Raw genomic sequence first — 17576 nt, forward strand, 5'->3', positions numbered from 1 at the left:
AGGTTTAAGAAAATGAAGAAAATATATTTATTAGGTTTAATAAGTCTTTTTACTTTTTCTTGTAAAGAAGATTTTATTGATCTGCAGCCCATTTCGGATATGAATGCGGGCATTTTTTACAAGACCGAAAAAGACATGAACCAGGCGGTATTGTCGCCTTACGCTTCCTTACGTTCGTTGTACAACCAAAACTTTATTTATGTCAGTGAGATCCGATCCGATAATACTACCTTCTCGTGGGTGCCCGGCAACTCCAAAGACATGACTTCCATCGATAACTTCGGCGACCCGCTGTTGTCGGATAATACCTATGTAACTAACGTTTGGAACGATAGCTACAACACCATTCTGCGAAGCAATATTGTGCTGGATAAGATTGAGGCCGTTACGTTTACCGACAACAAGCTAAAAGAGCAATACAAAGCCGAAGCCAGGTTTATCCGGGCGCTGGTATATTTCTGGCTGGTGCGGGTGTACGGCGATGTACCCAAAGTAGACCATCAACTAAGCGTGCAGGAAGCTTATACCATTGGGCGGTCTTCTACCGAAGAAATCTACAATTTTATTGTTGAGGACTTGAAGTTTGCCGAAGCCAATTTGCCGGCCAGTTATGCCGCCGTAGACAAAGGCCGGGTTACCGTGGGCGGTGCCAAAGGTTTACTGGCCAAAGTTTACATGACCATGGCCGGTTATCCGCTTAAAAAAGGTGCGCCCTATTACGCCCTGGCCGAAGCAAAGGCTTTGGAAGTAATTAACATGCCGCAATATTCGCTGGTACCCGATTACAAAGCTTTGTTCGATGTTACAAAGAAAAACAGCTCCGAATCGCTGTTCGAAATTCAATACAAAAAAGGTGGTACCAGTACCGGCAGCCCCTGGAATAATGATTTTGCCCCGCGTTTCTCTAATCGGGAAGTGGTGCAGGTTGGCGATAAGAGCGGCTTTAACGCCCCAACCCCCGATATGTCGAAAGCTTATGAACCCGGCGACCCGCGTAAATCTATTTCGATGAGCGATGGCTACGTGGCGGTACCGGGCGGCCAGACCGTAAACGAGAAATATGTTAAAAAATATTACGACGTTTCTTTCAGCGGTTCCGATAACGACAACAACTGGATAGAACTGCGACTGGCCGATATTTACTTATTATACGCCGAAGCTTTGGTGCGCCAAGGCAAACAACAAGACGTAGCGCTTATGTATCTGAATAAAATCCGGGAGCGGGCCCGCAACAGCATCGGCGGTAGCGCCAATATTCTGCCGGATTATGCGCCCTTTAGTTCTGATGCCGAGTTTTTATTGGCCATTGAAAAAGAGCGCCGCGTAGAACTGGCTTTCGAGAATCACCGCTGGTTTGATTTAGTCCGGACCGAACGCGCCAAAGCGGTCTTGTCGGCTGAACAAAAAGAACAAAACGGTTTCGACCCGGCGGCCTGGAAAGATAATATGCTGTTTTTCCCGATTCCGTTACAGGTAATTCAGTCTAACCCCGAGAAAATAAATCAAAACCCCGGTTATTAACCAACCCAGTGTACCTTCCTGTAACACCTAAAAATTTACAGGAAGGCCACTACTTTATTTTTTTATAAAACAGAAAATATGAATCATAAAAATTTAGCTTTTAAATTGGTAAATAGCCTTTATTCTTTTGGTGCCTTATTGCTGCTGTTAGGGCTATTGTTAAATAACCCAAATATTGCTTTCGGACAAAAGGCAACCACCGGAAAAGAGGCCACTGGTATTAATACTTTAACGGCAAAAGAAAAAAGTAATGGCTGGAAGTTACTCTTCGACGGTAAGTCTACGAATGCCTGGATCGGGACCAAAGGCAATGGCTTTCCGGAAAAAGGCTGGGTGGTAGAAAACGGTATTCTAACGGTATTAGGTGCTTCCGGCGATAGCCATGCCAGCGGCGGCGATATTATCACGAAAGAACAATACGGCAATTTTGAATTAGCCCTGGAGTTTAAAATCCCGAAAGGCGCCAACAGTGGCATTAAATATTTTGTGGTAAATAATTTTCCGAACCAGAAAAACAACTACCTGGGCCTGGAATACCAGATAATTGATGATGCCAACCACGCCGATGCCAAATTAGGCGTGAACGGCAACCGTACTTTAGCGTCTTTGTACGATTTAATTCCGGCTAAAAATAAAAAAGCCAATCCGGTAGAACAATGGAACCAGGTTAAGATTGTGGTTAAAGGCAACCACGTGGAACACTGGTTAAACGGCAGCAAGGTTTTGGAGTTTGAGCGCGGCAGCGACGAGTTCCGGAAACTGGTAGCGGCCAGTAAATACAAAGACTTACAAGGCTTCGGCGAAATGCCTAAAGGCCATATTTTATTGCAGGGCCACGGCGATACCGTACATTACCGCAACATCAAAATCCGGAACCTGGAAAATATTTAGAAGCAAAAACAAAATATTCCACCATCAAAAAAATAAAGCGTTACCAACTTAATTAACAGTAGCATGAATAACGAACAAAATAATTCTCGCCGGGATTTTATGAAGAAAGCCGGTTTAGGAACGGTTGGCTTAGCCCTGAGTAGCACCTTTGGCTTTAGTGCCAAGAGTTATAACCGCATTATTGGCGCCAATGAATTGGTGCGTATTGCCACCATTGGGGTTAATAGCCGGGGCAATAGTATGGGGCGCACCATTGCGCAACAGAAAAATGCGGAAGTAGGTACCGTATGCGATGTGGACCAAAGAGCTATTCCCAAAGCCATTAAAAGTATTATGGATGCCAAGGCGAAGACTACTCCTAAATCTGAAAAAGATTGCCGCAAGGTTTTGGCCGATAAATCTATTGATGCTATTTATATTGCCACGCCCGATCACTGGCATTCGCCTTTAACTATTATGGGTTGCCAGGCCGGCAAACACGTGTACGTGGAAAAACCGCTGAGCCATAACCCCCGGGAAGGTGAGTTGGCCATTGCCGCTGCCCGCAAGTATAATAAGGTGGTACAAATGGGCGCCCAACGCCGCTCCGCACCTATCTTAACGCAAGGAATTAAGAAGTTGCACGAAGGTATTATTGGCCGGGTGTATATGGCTAAAACCTGGTACACCAACAACCGCAAGGCCACTAATCTGAAGCCGGGTACGGTACCTTCCTGGCTCGATTATGAATTATGGCAAGGACCTGCGCCCCGCCAAGCTTATAAAGAAGGCTTGATTCATTACGATTGGCATTGGTTCTGGCATTATGGAACCGGCGAAGCCCTTAATAATGGTACCCATGAAGTAGATATAGCGCGTTGGGGATTAGGCGTAGATTATCCTATTCGGGTGAGCTCAGTGGGAGGTCGCTACCAGTTTAAAGACGATTGGGAAACCCCGGATACCCAGATTGTAACCATTGATTACCCCGGGCGGATATCGCTGATGTGGGAAAGCCGGAGTTCTAACGGCCGGAAGATAGAAGGTCAGGACCGGGGCATTATTTTTTATGGCGAAAAAGGCAGCCTGGATACCGGTCATGATGGTTACCGGGTTTACGACCAGGAAGGAAAACTTTTACAGGATGTTAAAGCAAACGAAACGGCCAGTCTAGAAGGCCGTAATACCGCCAGCCCGAGCCTGGGCATGGACAGCCTGCACGTAGCCGATTTCCTGGATGCCATTAAAAACAACCGCCGGCCGAACTGCGATGTGGAACTGGGTCATAAGAGTACCGTGGCCATGCAGCTAGGGAACATTGCCTGGCGGGTAGGCCGCGACTTAAAAATCGATCCCAAGAATGGCCATATTATCGGCGATAAAGAAGCCGAGAAATTATGGAGCCGGGAGTACGAAAAAGGCTGGGAGCCTAAAATTGCTTAATTTTTAATATTTTATGGCTTGCCCCGTTTTAGTTTGCCAAACTGGTAAGCTAGCTTGGGGCAAGCCAATATTTGTACCTGCATAATTCAAAAAACTTTAAATAATTGGTTATGATAACCCGGAGAGATATTGGCATAGCTTTATTTACCATGAGCGCTACGTTAGCAACCGTGGCGGTTACGTATTCGCAGGGCAATATCATGTCTTCCTCTATCTTCGACTGGAACCAGATAGAAGCAAAAGAAACCCCGACAGGTTCTTCCCGACGATTTTTCCGGGCACCAACCGCTACCCTGGATGAGTTAGAATGCCACGTAACCACGCTAAAACCCGGCGAATCATCTCATCCGCCGCACCAACATCCGGAAGAAGAAATATTGATTATAAAAGAAGGAATGGTGGAATCGTTGGTTAATGGGCAGATGAAGCGGGTAGGACCGGGCTCGGTTATTTTTCAGGCCTCTAACCAAATGCACAGTATTAAAAACGTAGGCAATGTGCCGGCTACCTATCATGTTTTTAGCTGGCATTCGCCGGGGATGTTAAAAAAGAAAGCTAAAAATTAAAGTAGCGGTTATAATTATTAAAAATTTACTTAGAAGCTGTTTAATATTTGGATCAAAAAGCAAAGTTGGTCGCCATTGCTGGTGTTATTAAGCTACTTGAGTTGGCCCTACTAATAGACACTAGTTAAAAGTTGGCGCGAGCAAATGTAAATAATGCTAAAATATTCCTTAGCTAACTGCTTGCTGGTGAAAACACACAGCAAGGGCAACTATTACTTGGTTTTAGTTTAAATACCAAATAGCTTTTTTAATATTACGAGTCTTCGTTCAAGTCAGAGTTGTTTGTATAATCTTCAAAATATTTATGTCTAAAATTTATTTTCTACTAAGTTTTGTTACCCTGCTGTTTTTAGGCCTGGAGAGTGCTTCTGCCCAAAAAGGTAAACCGCTGTTTCCGCAAACGCCTGGTTTGGTATCGTATACCCACCGCCAGAGTTTTGCCAAAGACGTGGCGGCAACCCTCGATACCATTAAAGCGCTTGGCGTTACCGATATGGAATTTTCGAATTTATTTGGCAAAACACCGGAAGAGCTGCGGAAATTACTGGATGAGCGCAATATTAAATGCTCTTCTTTGGGCGTTGGCTACGAAGAACTGGTGAATAAAACCGATGAAGTAGCCCGGAAAGCAAAAATATTAGGAGCGTCTTTCGTACGGGTGGCCTGGATTCCGCACAAAGCACCTTTTAAACTCGAAGATGCCCAGAAAGCTGTAGCCGATTTTAACAAAGCCGGCAAAATATTAAAAGAACAACACGGCTTAACCTTTTGCTACCACAACCACGGTTACGAGTTTCAGCCCTACGGCAAAGGCACTTATTTCGATTACATCGTGCAGAATACCAATCCCAACTACGTGTCTTTCGAGCTGGATATTTTGTGGGCTTTTCATCCGGGCCAGGATCCAGCCCAATTGCTGAATAAATATCCTAAACGCTTTAAACTGATGCACCTGAAAGATTTACGCAAAGGCGTAAAAGGCGATTTTACTGGGCAAACACCTGTCGAGAACGATGTGGCTTTGGGTACCGGACAAATAAATATTCCGGCCGTATTAAAAGCAGCTAAAAAAGCCGGTGTGCAGCATTATTACATCGAAGACGAAAGTTCGCAGAAAAGTGTGCAGGTGCCCCAAACCATGACTTATTTAAAATCATTAAAAGAATAATTTTCCCTGCCGGATAGTTTTCGCGTGTTTTGGAAAGCTATCCGGCAGATTTATTATTTTTTGCGGTTGCTTTAGCTTTTAAAAAGGTTGTATAAGCCACATGAGAAAAAAGCGGTTTTGGGTAATATTTTATTTTATTTTTTTAAGGTTAAGCATTAATTGGACAGCCCCGGTTCTGGCCCAAAACAATGAAAAACCGGCTATATTGGGTATTAGTCAGGTAACTTTTAGCGTAAAAGAATTTTCAAAAAGTATTAATTTTTACGAAGGATTACTGGGTTATAAAGCTGTTCGGGTTCGCCAAAAGAATAATTTGCCGGAGCAGGTAATTTTTAAAGTAAACAACCGGCAGCAAATTAAAATAGTATCGGGTTTGCCAGACGGGCAGGATGAACGATTGCTGGAGATAGCCCTCGAAGTTTCCGATGCCGAAGGAATGCGGCGTTTCCTTTCGGGCAAAGGTGTAAGGGTGCCCGAAAAACTAACACAAGAGCCGGCTGGTAGCTTATCGTTTACGGTAGCAGATCCGGAAAAACACCTGATTAAATTTATCCAATATTCCCGCAAAAACAATTCTAAGCCGTCTCATAAAGCCCAGCAGACAGCTGGTATTTCGGACAGAATTCTGCACGTGGGCATTACTGTTGCGGATGTTAAAAAGATGGATGCCTTTTACCTGAATTTACTGGGCTTCTCGGAAATCTGGCGCGGTGGGCGGCCCGATACTGTTATTAATTGGATTAACATGCGGGTACCCGATGGCACCGATTACTTCGAATATATGCTGGTTACGGGCCCCATAAGCCGGCAGCAATTAGGCGTGTTGCACCACGTAGCGCTGCAGGTACCCAGTATGCAAAAAGCTTTGGATGTACTACGCACCAGAACCAATGGCCCTCAACCTTATAAACTAGAATCTCCCCGGATTGGCCGCAATAACCGTTGGCAGCTTAACTTATACGACCCGGATGGAACCCGGATTGAGTTAATGGAGCCTTTCCCGATGCGTTAGCCCATGCGGTTACAAATTCTTTTTTAGATTCGAAAAACTGTAAATCCCGAGTAAATAAATGCATCCCTAATATTTCTCCGCAATATTTTAAGGATTAATCTTACTTTTTACTTTGCATCATTGCGGTAAGGCTGCCGCCAATATTCAGAATCTGCTTGATTTAAGTGCAATATTACCTAAACCAAAATAAAGGTAAGTTTAAGTTTATCCAGAAAATATTCAATTTTTGGCTGTTCTTTTATTTTGTCTGGCTGTTAGTTGTTTAGACTGTACAGTTTGTTAAAAATTCTTCCGTTTTTAAAATTATATTCAGGTAAATAGCTTTTTAAAACTTCCGGCATCGATTGCGTTAAAATTATTTGTATTTTTAATTGTAATTTATTATGCTTGTCATATTTTCTTTGAAAAATTTACAAGGCTAAAAACTATATTGCTTTTGTTTTTAGAAAATGTTTAAGTAAATTTTCAATAAAAAATTCAATTACTTATTGCCTGCTATAAGGGCAGATAAACTGCTAAAACCAAACAGACAAACTAATATGCTATAAATAAGACAATTACCTTATTAATTTATTGCTCCCGATCCTGATTGCCACACCTGGTTTATTAAACTAACCAACTTGTCCCGATACCAAATAATTATCCATTCAAACAATTTTAATTAACCTGTATGAAAAACTTTACCCGATTAAAGCCAGGCAAGGTTTGTATCTTGCTATTGGCCTGTTGTTTTTCCGAAGAGGCTTTTGCCAGCCCCGATGCCCGCAGCAGTTTAACCCCTGCCAAAATTAATTTTTCCAAGCCTTTCCTGAGTAAACCAGTTAATTGGCCCATTACCGGCAAAGTAAGTTCAGCCAAAGGCGAGGCCTTGCCGGGCGTTACGGTTTTATTAAAAGGCACCACCATTGGCGCTACTACCGGGGTAGATGGCACTTATGCTATTAGTGTACCCGAGCAAGGCGGTACGCTGGTATTTTCCTTTATTGGTTTTACTACCACCGAGAAAACCTTCTCCGGTCCGGGGGCAGTTAATGTTAACATGTCCGAAGATGCCAAAGCTCTGCAAGAGGTAGTGGTAGTAGGCTATGGTACCCAGAAGAAAAGCCAGGTAACGGGTGCTATTTCTTCGGTATCTTCTAAAGAAATAACCGAACTGCCGGTTACCAGTGCGCAGCAGGCTTTGCAAGGCCGCGCCGCCGGGGTAGAGGTATTAAGTGCCGGTAACCGTCCGGGCCAGGGCGTAAGTGTGCGTATCCGGGGCCGCCGGTCTTTTAATGCCGGTAACGACCCGTTGTATGTAGTAGATGGTATTCCGTTGTCCGGCGATATTAACGATATTAACCCGCAGGATATTGAATCGATGGAAATTCTAAAAGATGCTTCTTCTACGGCTATTTACGGATCGAGGGGTGCCAACGGGGTTGTAATTATTACCACTAAGCGCGGTACGCCGGGCAAAACCACCATTAGTTACGATGGTTACATGGGCGTTTCCAAACCCATTGCCCTTTACGATATGATGAACGGCGCGGAGTTTGCCGAATACAAGCGCGAATCGCGCCGGGCCATTGGCAAATACAACGATGCCGATCCGGTGGCCGCCGATAAAACGGTATTTGAAGCCGTAGAACTGGAATCAATTGCCATGGGCCGCGAAACCGATTACCAGGATTATATTGTCCAGAACGGTTCAATTCAAAGTCACCAGTTGGGTATTGCGGGCGGTGGCGATAAAACCCGGTTCAACGTTTCTTTCAATCACTTTTATGAAAAAGGGGTAACCATTGGTCAGGATTTTACCCGCGATAATATTCGGATTAACCTGGACCAAACCATTAACGACAAGCTCAAGTTTGGGGTATCGATGCTAGGTAGCTTAAACAAGCAAAACTGGGGCGCCGACCCGTGGGGACTGGCCTTACGCGAAAACCCTTTAGGCGTGCCTTACGACAAAAACGGTAATCTGCTCTGGCAAAATACTTCGGATGGTGCCCAAACCAACCCGCTACTAGAAGTGCAGAAGAATGCTACTGTAGATGAAAACCGCCGGACCCGTATTTTGGCCAGTGTTTACGGCGAATACAAAATATTGCCAGGCTTAACTTACCGGTTAAATTTCGGACCAGATTATGGCATTCGCCGGAATGGTTTATTTCAGGCCAGCTTAAGCAATGCCCGGGGCCGTGGTACGCCCTTTGCCCGTAACGAAAGTAACCACCAATTTTCTTACACGGTCGAAAATATCCTGAACTACAGCAAGACCTTTAAAGAGGTACACGATCTGAATATTACCGGTCTTTTTTCGGTACAGAAAGAACGGCGCGAATTTTACCAGATTCGGGTTAGTGGTATGCCTTACGAATACCAGTTGTTTTACAAACTTTCTTCGGCCCCAACCATCGAGGGTGTAGATAGCGACTTGAATGAAAGAGGCTTACTATCTTACATGGGCCGGATTAATTACGGCTTCCGCGATAAATATTTGCTTACCCTTACTACCCGTATCGACGGTTCTTCTAAATTTTCCGGCGAAACCAGCTTGTTTGGCGATACTAAAAAATACGGTTTCTTCCCATCGGCCGCTATTGGCTGGCGGGTAAGCGAAGAACCATTTATGAAAGGCATTACCTTTTTAGATAACCTGAAACTGCGGGCCAGCTACGGCTTAACCGGTAACGAAGGTATTGGGGCTTATGCTACGCAGGGTTCATTAAGCCGCACTACTTATGCCTGGGGCAATACATCGGCTTTTGGTTACCGGCCAAATGCGCTGGTTAACCCTGATTTACGCTGGGAAACTACCGCCACCACCAACTTTGGTTTAGATTACGGCTTCCTCGATAATCGTATTTCGGGTTCTATTGAAGTGTACCGCCAAAATACCTACGATTTGTTAATGCCCCGCAACCTGCCCTGGACCAGCGGTTACGGCAGTGTGCTGCAAAACGTAGGCAAGAGCCGGAATACCGGTATTGAGTTTGCCGTTTCTACCGTAAATGTTGATATGGGCAGCAACGGTTTCAGATGGACCACCGATATTAACCTGAACTCGAACAAAGAAGAAATTGTAGAAATTTATAGTGGTAAAAACGACGATATAGGCAGTTTGTATTTTATTGGTAAGCCATTAACAGTTTATTACGATTACGAAAAATTAGGTATCTGGCAAACCAATGAGGCCGACGAAGCCAAGAAATACAAGCAAAACCCCGGCGAAATAAAAGTAAGAGATTTGAATAACGATGGCGCTATTACCGCTGCCGACCGCAGAATACTGGGTTCCGATATTCCGGATTGGTCGGGTGGTATTACCAACCGCTTCAGCTACAAAGGCGTCGATTTATCGTTCTTTATTTTTACCCGCCAGGGCGGTATGATCCGGAGCAACTTGTATACCAGCGGTATTAATGCGTTGGCCGGCCGTTACAACAACTTGGATGTAGATTACTGGACGCCAACCAACCCTACCAACGACCATCCGCGGCCAAACCAGAACCAGGAGTTCCCGCTGTACGACCGCACCCTTTCTTATTTTGATGGATCTTTCACGAAAGTAAGAAATATTACCCTGGGTTATAATTTGCCGGCTGCTATTACCAACAAAGTAAAAATGGGCTCGCTGCGGATTTACGCCAGTGCTCAAAACCCTTTTATATTCTCTAATTACGGCAAAAACCTAGACCCGGAACAAGCACGGGGCAGAAGCAACGACCGGGAACAAACAAACGAAATCGGCATTGGTACGCCATCGGTTCGCTCGGTTATTTTTGGGGTAAATGCTAAGTTTTAATTTTTAATTGGTTCAGATAAAATGAAAAAGATATTAATATTAACCTGCTGTCTGGCTTTTTTGAGTCAGTCGTGCCAGGATGTTTTAAAAGAAGAAATTGTTTCGGGTATTACACCGGCTTATTACGAAACAGCCGGCGGTTTTGAGGATGCCGTAAAAGCAACTTACCAACCCCTCCGGACCTGGTATGGTACCCAGCGCGGTTTTACGCTCACCGTATTTGGCACCGATACCTACACCCGCGGTGCCGACGGCGGTTATAAGTTTGTAAATGATTATACCCCTAACTTAAATTCCGGGGTAGATTATTTCCGCGATTTATGGAACGACTTTTACCGGGCCATTAACACGGCCAATACCGTAATAGACCGGGCTCCGGCCGCCAGTATAGCCGAAGATATAAAAGCTATTCGGGTAGCGGAAGCTAAGTTTTTGCGGGCGCATTATTACTTTATTCTGGTGCAAACTTTTGGTCCGGTACACCTTACTTTAGAGGAAACCACCAAAATAGAAACCACCGCCAGCCGCACGCCGGTTAAGGAAGTGTATGATGCCATTGTAAAAGATTTGGAAGATGCCATTGCGGCCTTACCGGCTACCCAAGCTAATTACGGCCGGGCTACCAAACCAGCCGCTGAGCACATGCTGGCCAAGGTGTTGTTAACGCGGGCCGGGCAGCCAACAGCCGCCAAACCCGACGATTATCAGCGCGCCGCCGATTTAGCTAAAAAAGTAATTTCGGACTATAACTTTAAGCTACTGCCTAATTTTGCTGATGTATTTAACCAGGCCCGGCAAGAGCACGAAGAAGTAGTTTGGTCGGTGCAGTATACCTCCGACTTAATAACGAATGGCGACGGTAACAGCGGCCACTTGTACTTTATTATGGAGTACGATGCCGGCCACAAAGGCACTATGCGCGATGTTGCCAACGGCCGGCCATTTAAACGGTTTAAGCCTACTATGTATACCCTCGATTTATTCGACCGTACGAAAGATTCCCGTTACAATGGTTCTTTTAAGCAAGTTTTTTATGCCAATAACCCGGCTACGCTAGCCCCCGGTATGAAAATTGGCGATACGGCTATTTGGGTAGCACCCACCAATATTTCCGCCGAATTTAAAGCTAAAAAGAACTACCGGATTATTGATCGGGCCGAAGTATTTTCGTCGGGCAACTACCGGTATTTCCCAACGCTGAGCAAATTTTTAGATCCGTTGCGGCCTTCGGTGCAGGACGAACGCGGCTCCCGCGATTACATGGTAGCCCGTTTAGGCGAAACGTATTTAATTGCCGCCGAAGCCTTACTTAAAGCTGGTAAGCCCGACGAAGCCGTTACTTACATAAATACCCTCAGAAGACGTGCTGCCCTGCCCGGTAAAGAAAAGGAAATGGAAATAACAGCTGCCGACCTGAACATGGACTTTATCCTGGACGAAAGAGGCCGCGAATTATTAGGCGAAATGGACCGCTGGTTTGATTTGGTTAGAACCGGCACGTTGCTGGAACGGGTTAAAAAATATAACCCTGAGGCCGCGCCCAATATTCAGCCCTACCACGTACTACGGCCCATTCCTAGCGACCAGATAGACCGTTCCGGTGGTCTCCAGGTATTTGCCCAAAACAATGGCTACTAATTTATTAACTTAAAAATAAATCCCTGGTAATAATCATTTTTTTATTACCAGGGAATATTTTATAACTTATCTGCTCAATCAACTAAATACTTATTATGTCCACCGAATTATCACGCAGAAAATTTCTTGCCCAACTGGGCCTTACCGCGCTGGCCTTGCCTGTACTAACTGGTTTTCAGGCAGGTGGCTCGGGCCGCATTTCGGTACCAGGTTTAAAATTAGGCTATTCGGCCATTACCTGGGGCGGCAACGATGTGCAGGCTATCAAAGATATTGCTGCGCTGGGCTTTAAAGGCGTGCAGTTGCGATCTAATGTTTTAAAAGAATATAGCACTAAACCCCAGGAGCTAAAAGCCTTACTTACGCAGTATAAACTTGAGTTGCCTATGTTTTCGAGCGGTAACGCCAATATTAATACCGGCGACGATGAAAAAGTAATTCAGCAGCACCTGGATAATGCAAAGTTTGTGAAAGCTTTAGGTGGCCAAAATATTCAGATTACCAATTCCTCACGGCCCAAAGAAGGAGCACCCACCACCGAGGATTTGCAAAAATACGGCAAGTTGCTAAACGAAATTGGGCGTCGCAGCCGCGATATGGGCATAGTAACCAATTACCATAACCACATGCACCAACTAGGCGAAACCCCCGAAGAAGTTGATGTTATCCTGAGTAGCTGCGATCCGCAGAATGTAAAACTGGAACTCGATATTGCCCATTACCACCAGGGCGGCGGCGATCCGGTAGCAGCTATAAAAAAATACCAGAGCCGTTTAAATGCCTTGCACCTGAAAGATGTGCGCCCCAAAGAAGGCGCAGAAGCCAACTCCAGGGCTTATACTTTTGTGGAGCTGGGTCAGGGTAAAGTAAACCTGCCGGGTGTGTTTAAAGCTTTAGCTGATGTTAAGTTTAAAGGCTGGGGAATTGTAGAATTAGATTCGGTGCCGGATAAAGCCAAAACGCCCGTACAATGCGCCGAAATTACCCGCAAGTACCTGAGCTCTTTAGGGTTTAAAGTTCAGTCTTAACGCATGTTCAGGAGCATAATGGTTGCTGCCGGGTAATATTTAGCAACGAGGATAGTTATTTTAAATATTTATATGTAAATTGTTAATTTATAGATATTAAATAAATTTAGAACTTTCGCAAAATTAGCCAAAGTGCTCTTTTAGAGGAGGCAAGGAGAGGTTTTAAGATGTTTAAAAACTAATTAGCGAGAGTCCTGAAATTCTATAAAAGATTGTTTATTATCTTTTAGCCAAATTAAAAAGTTAACATGCACCTGATTAAAGGCTACTTATTTATTGCTGCCTTTGTTTTAGCTGGTTTAGCAGGCGGTTGCCGGCCTGCAGAACAGGTTTCGGATACCCATCAGGGTGGCGGAATGGCTTTACAGATCAACGCTGAATCGGAGAATCAGAAGCACCTTACCGCTGCTGAAGAAAGTGCCGGCTGGAAATTATTGTTCGATGGCAAAACTTCAACTGGCTGGCGGGGGGTAGGCAAAAATGCTTTCCCGGCCGGCGGCTGGAAAATAGAAAACGGCGAACTCATAATTTTAAAAACCAATAGCGGCGACGCACGGAAAGGCGGCGATATTGTTACAACAGAACAGTTCGCTGATTTTGAGCTAACCCTGGAAGCAAAACTAACTCCGGGTGCTAACAGCGGACTTAAATATTTTGTAACCGAACAAAAAGGCTCGGCCCTCGGGTTGGAGTTTCAGATTCTGGACGATGACCAACACCCGGATGCCAAAATGGGCAAAAACGGTAATCGTACTATTGGCTCTCTTTACGATTTAATACCAGCTCAAAATAAACAGGCTAAACCAATTGGCGAGTGGAACCAAATACGGCTGGTAGCTAAAAACAAACACGTGGAACATTGGCTAAACGGCACCAAAGTGGTAGAGTACGAGCGGGGTAGCCCTGAATTTAGACAACTGGTAGCCGAAAGCAAATACAAAAAATACAAAAATTTTGGCGAAGCCGCCCAAGGACCAATATTATTGCAGGACCACAGCGACGAAGTGCATTACCGGAATATTAAAATCCGGCCACTTTAATTAAGTAACTTAATACCATAAATTATTCACCAAATTAATTAAAATAATACAGTACACATGGAAAACAACAGTAATAACCCGCGTCGCGAATTTTTGAAAAAAGCTGCGATGGGAACGGCGGGCTTAGCCGCCATGAACCTGGGCTTTAGTGCAAAAAGCTATGGCCGTATTTTAGGAGCCAACGATCGGGTACAAGTAGGTATAGTAGGTTTCTCTAATCGTTTCAGAAGCTCGCTGGTGCCTTCTTTTATGAACCATGCCAAAGATTTAAATTTTGAATTTGCCGCCGTATCCGATATCTGGAACCGCCGCCGCGATGCTGCCGAGGCTTACATTAAATCTAAAGCCGGCGTTAAAATTAAAAAGCACCGGAACAACGATGAACTGTACGATAACAAAGATATTGACGCGGTAATTATTTCTACCGCCGATTTTCAGCATGCTTTAATGGGCGTGGAAGCCGTAAGAGCCGGCCGCGATGCCTATATTGAAAAGCCCATGGCCGAAACCATGGAAGATGCGCGCGCGCTGCTGAAAGCCGTAGAAGAAACAAAGAAAATTGTACAAATTGGTTCGCAGCGCCGCAGTGCGCCTAACTACATTGCCGCCAACGAATATATTCGGTCGGGTAAATTTGGCGATATTACCATGGTAGAAATGTGCTGGAACGTAAATCAGCCCGGCCGCTGGCGGGTACCGGAAGTAAAAGACATTCGTCAGGAAGATACCGATTGGGATCGTTACCTGATGAACCGCCCAAAAGTAGCCTGGGACCCGCGTAAATATTTAGAATTCCGTTTATTCTGGCCTTATTCTTCGGGTATACCGGGCCAGTGGATGGCCCACCAGATAGATACCGTACACTGGTTTACCGGCCTCGATCATCCGCGTAGCGTAGCCGCCAATGGTGGTATTTACATGTGGAAAGATGGCCGTACCAACGCCGATACATTAACTGCCGTTATGGATTACGGTCCGCAAAACGACATGACCAAAGGCTTCCAGGTAATATTCACGTCGCGGTTCCACAACGCGGCCGGCGGTACCAAAGAGCTGTACTTCTCTAATGGCGGTATGATAAACCTCGATACCAATAAAATAACATCTGAAGGTGGTTTAACCAAAAGAATGGCCGACGAAATGGGCATGAAACCAAATCTGCTGGAATCTTCTACCTTGCCTAATGCAACCAGAATGGAAACCGGTGCCAACACCGGCGGCGACCCCATGACTTCGCTGCACATGCGCAACTGGATGGAATGCGTGCGTAGCCGGAAAACGCCAAACGCATCCGTAAAGGCCGGTTATAACCACTCTATAGCCAATATTATGACCCGTATAGCGATGGAAACCGGCAAGCGCGTTACCTTCGACGATACCAAACAAGATGTTGTTGCTAGCTAAGAGAAAGAAAAAATAATGCTTAAAAATATCAAACGGGTTAGCTGGAGCACGCTTACCCTGGCTGTGGTTTGTCTGGCCATGAGTTTTGTGCCGAAAGAACCAAAGCAAGGAAAGCCCAGCAAAACCCAACGTTTTACCATTACCGAAAACAAAGCTGGTAAGCGGGTGGATATTACGGTAGACGGTAAGCCTTTTACCTCTTATATTTACCCCAACGAGCTAATGAAGCCGGTACTATACCCGCTGCGCACTGCTAAAGGTACCCTGGTAACCCGGGGCTGGCCCATGGACCCACGACCAGGCGAACGCGTAGACCATCCGCACCACGTGGGCATGTGGTTTAATTACGGCGATGTAAACGGTCTCGATTTCTGGAATAATTCTACGGCTATTCCGGCCGAAAAGAAAAAGGATTTCGGTACCATTAAGCACCGGGCTGTTACCAAAATGACCAACGGCAACGATAAAGCCGAGTTGGTGGTAACCGCCGATTGGCAAAAACCAGATGGCACTAATTTGTTGCTGGAAGAAACCCGGTTTATTTTTAACGGCCAGGGCAACGACCGCACCATCGAGCGCATTACCAAACTAACGGCTTTAAAAGAAGAAGTTTTGTTTAAGGATAACAAAGAAGGTATGCTGGGTATCCGGCTGGCCCGCGAACTGGAACACCCCTCTAACAAACCCGAAGTGTTTACCGATGCTAGTGGTGTAGCTACCGCTGTACCTAAACTTAACAACGAAGGCGTAACCGGTAAATACATCAGCAGCGAAGGTAAAACCGGCGACGATGTTTGGGGAACCCGTGGCAAATGGGTAAACCTGGTAGGTACTATTGGGCAGGAACCCGTTTCGTTGGTAATACTGGATAACCCGCAGAATGTGGGCTACCCTACTTACTGGCACGCCCGTGGTTACGGTTTATATGCGGCTAACCCACTGGGCCAGAAAGCCATGAGCAACGGCAAAGAAGAGCTTAACTATAAGCTGGCACCTGGCAAATCGGTTACGTTCCGACATAAAGTAATTATTCATTCGGGCAGTAACTTAACCAATGAGCAGGTAAACGCTGAGTTTCAGAAGTTTTCGGCTGTTAAGTAAAAGAGCTTAAAATTTGAATTATAAAGGCTATCACGTAAGTGGTAGCCTTTTTGCATTTAAAAAGAATTTCTACCTAAGCCGGTTAATCCCTTTCATATTACCGCTATCAGTTTTTATTGCGCCTCATTTTCCGGTAAGTTGTTGCGCTTACCCAATTGGCTTAAGCTGATTTTATACAGCTAAAAAAACGAAAGATGACCAGTCGGGCACGTTCAATCCCTTAGTCTGGGTTACAAAAATATAACAAATATTCGCTGGCAATCCAGCTAACAAGCTCCAGTGTCAGGGCTATCACTCGTTTAGGTAATTAACTGTTTAAAAGGATTTTAAAAAGAATATTAGGCGAAATATTTAATATTTATTCTTATATTTCTTTTCTATTTTGATATTATATTTATCATTCCCAGATACCAAAATTACTTTTAAATTTATGATAAACACCCAAGTTGCTGATGGCAGCATATTGGTATTGGCAGTAGCCTCAGCCTGGCTAATTGGTAATTATTTTTACCGCACCCGGAAATCAGGAATTAAAAAAATACCACTGTTGCTGCTGGTTTTTATGGCTATGTGGTGCGCGCTGAATATGGTTGGTCATTTAGTAGCGGTAATATGGGTTAATATCCAAAGAATGCAGGCGGGCACGTTTTCTTATAACCTGCACTTTTATAATTTGCTGCTAATGGGCGTTGTGTTTCTGAGCTTAAGCTTACTGCAGTTAAGGTGTATTAAGTTTTTGAGCCGGGGCAAATATTATATGCGCAAACCGCTTACCATTTTTAGCCTGAGTTTGGCGCTACTTAGTTTCCCGCTCTTCCCATTTAATCCGATTGGCTTGCTGCCAGTTATATCTTCGCTGACGATACTGGCTACTGTGGCTGCCACCAAAAAACAATGGCAGCGTACCACGCACGAGAAAAGCCGCCGGGTCGTTTCCGCTTAATCTTTCCAGCGCCACACAACCTTACCAGATTTTACAACCACATGAACAAAAT

13 protein-coding genes are annotated in these 17576 nt (G+C 44.9%); all 13 read left to right on the forward strand.

Translation table 11 applies throughout. The features are described from left to right. The first annotated feature begins 12 nt into the window (after window positions 1-12). The 13 genes from F0145_RS00405 (at window position 13) to F0145_RS00465 (ending at window position 17524) form a co-directional block, all read left to right on the forward strand. Window positions 13-1521 (forward strand): RagB/SusD family nutrient uptake outer membrane protein, encoded by a 1509-nt coding sequence (locus F0145_RS00405; RefSeq protein ID WP_150086092.1) that lies wholly within the window; start codon window positions 13-15, stop codon window positions 1519-1521. A gap of 78 nt (window positions 1522-1599) precedes the next feature. Continuing rightward, window positions 1600-2412 (forward strand): 3-keto-disaccharide hydrolase, encoded by an 813-nt coding sequence (locus F0145_RS00410; protein ID WP_150086093.1) that lies wholly within the window; start codon window positions 1600-1602, stop codon window positions 2410-2412. Between the two features lie 63 nt (window positions 2413-2475). Continuing rightward, window positions 2476-3834, forward strand: a complete 1359-nt coding sequence (locus F0145_RS00415) for a Gfo/Idh/MocA family oxidoreductase (protein WP_150086094.1) — start codon at window positions 2476-2478, stop codon at window positions 3832-3834. 110 nt (window positions 3835-3944) lie between these two features. Further along, a complete protein-coding gene (locus F0145_RS00420) occupies window positions 3945-4400 on the forward strand; it encodes a cupin domain-containing protein (protein ID WP_150086095.1) in 456 nt (151 codons plus the stop codon). 304 nt (window positions 4401-4704) lie between these two features. Further along, a complete protein-coding gene (locus F0145_RS00425; protein WP_150086096.1) occupies window positions 4705-5568 on the forward strand; it encodes a sugar phosphate isomerase/epimerase family protein in 864 nt (287 codons plus the stop codon). A gap of 100 nt (window positions 5569-5668) precedes the next feature. Then, the gene (locus F0145_RS00430) at window positions 5669-6580 is read left to right on the forward strand and encodes a VOC family protein (RefSeq protein ID WP_150086097.1); all 912 of its coding nucleotides are present in this window, start codon (window positions 5669-5671) and stop codon (window positions 6578-6580) included. Between the two features lie 670 nt (window positions 6581-7250). Next, window positions 7251-10370, forward strand: a complete 3120-nt coding sequence (locus F0145_RS00435) for a SusC/RagA family TonB-linked outer membrane protein (protein WP_150086098.1) — start codon at window positions 7251-7253, stop codon at window positions 10368-10370. 21 nt (window positions 10371-10391) lie between these two features. Next, complete coding sequence (locus F0145_RS00440) at window positions 10392-12008, forward strand: RagB/SusD family nutrient uptake outer membrane protein (protein ID WP_150086099.1); 1617 nt, start codon at window positions 10392-10394, stop codon at window positions 12006-12008. A 95-nt stretch (window positions 12009-12103) separates the two neighbouring features. Beyond that, window positions 12104-13036 carry a sugar phosphate isomerase/epimerase family protein gene (locus F0145_RS00445; RefSeq protein WP_150086100.1) on the forward strand — a complete coding sequence of 311 codons (933 nt, stop codon included), beginning with the start codon at window positions 12104-12106 and terminating at the stop codon, window positions 13034-13036. Window positions 13037-13284: 248 nt separating this feature from the next. Further along, entirely contained in the window at window positions 13285-14076 is a 792-nt protein-coding gene (locus F0145_RS00450; RefSeq protein ID WP_150086101.1) for a 3-keto-disaccharide hydrolase, read from the forward strand. 57 nt (window positions 14077-14133) lie between these two features. Then, window positions 14134-15480: a Gfo/Idh/MocA family protein gene (locus tag F0145_RS00455; RefSeq protein WP_150086102.1), complete on the forward strand. Its 1347-nt coding sequence runs from the start codon at window positions 14134-14136 to the stop codon at window positions 15478-15480. 15 nt (window positions 15481-15495) lie between these two features. Beyond that, the gene (locus F0145_RS00460; protein WP_317133161.1) at window positions 15496-16581 is read left to right on the forward strand and encodes a DUF6807 domain-containing protein; all 1086 of its coding nucleotides are present in this window, start codon (window positions 15496-15498) and stop codon (window positions 16579-16581) included. Between the two features lie 430 nt (window positions 16582-17011). Beyond that, a complete protein-coding gene (locus F0145_RS00465; protein WP_150086103.1) occupies window positions 17012-17524 on the forward strand; it encodes a hypothetical protein in 513 nt (170 codons plus the stop codon). Window positions 17525-17576 lie beyond the last annotated feature (52 nt).

The organism is Adhaeribacter rhizoryzae (genome assembly GCF_008629685.1).
GTDB lineage: Bacteria > Bacteroidota > Bacteroidia > Cytophagales > Hymenobacteraceae > Adhaeribacter > Adhaeribacter rhizoryzae.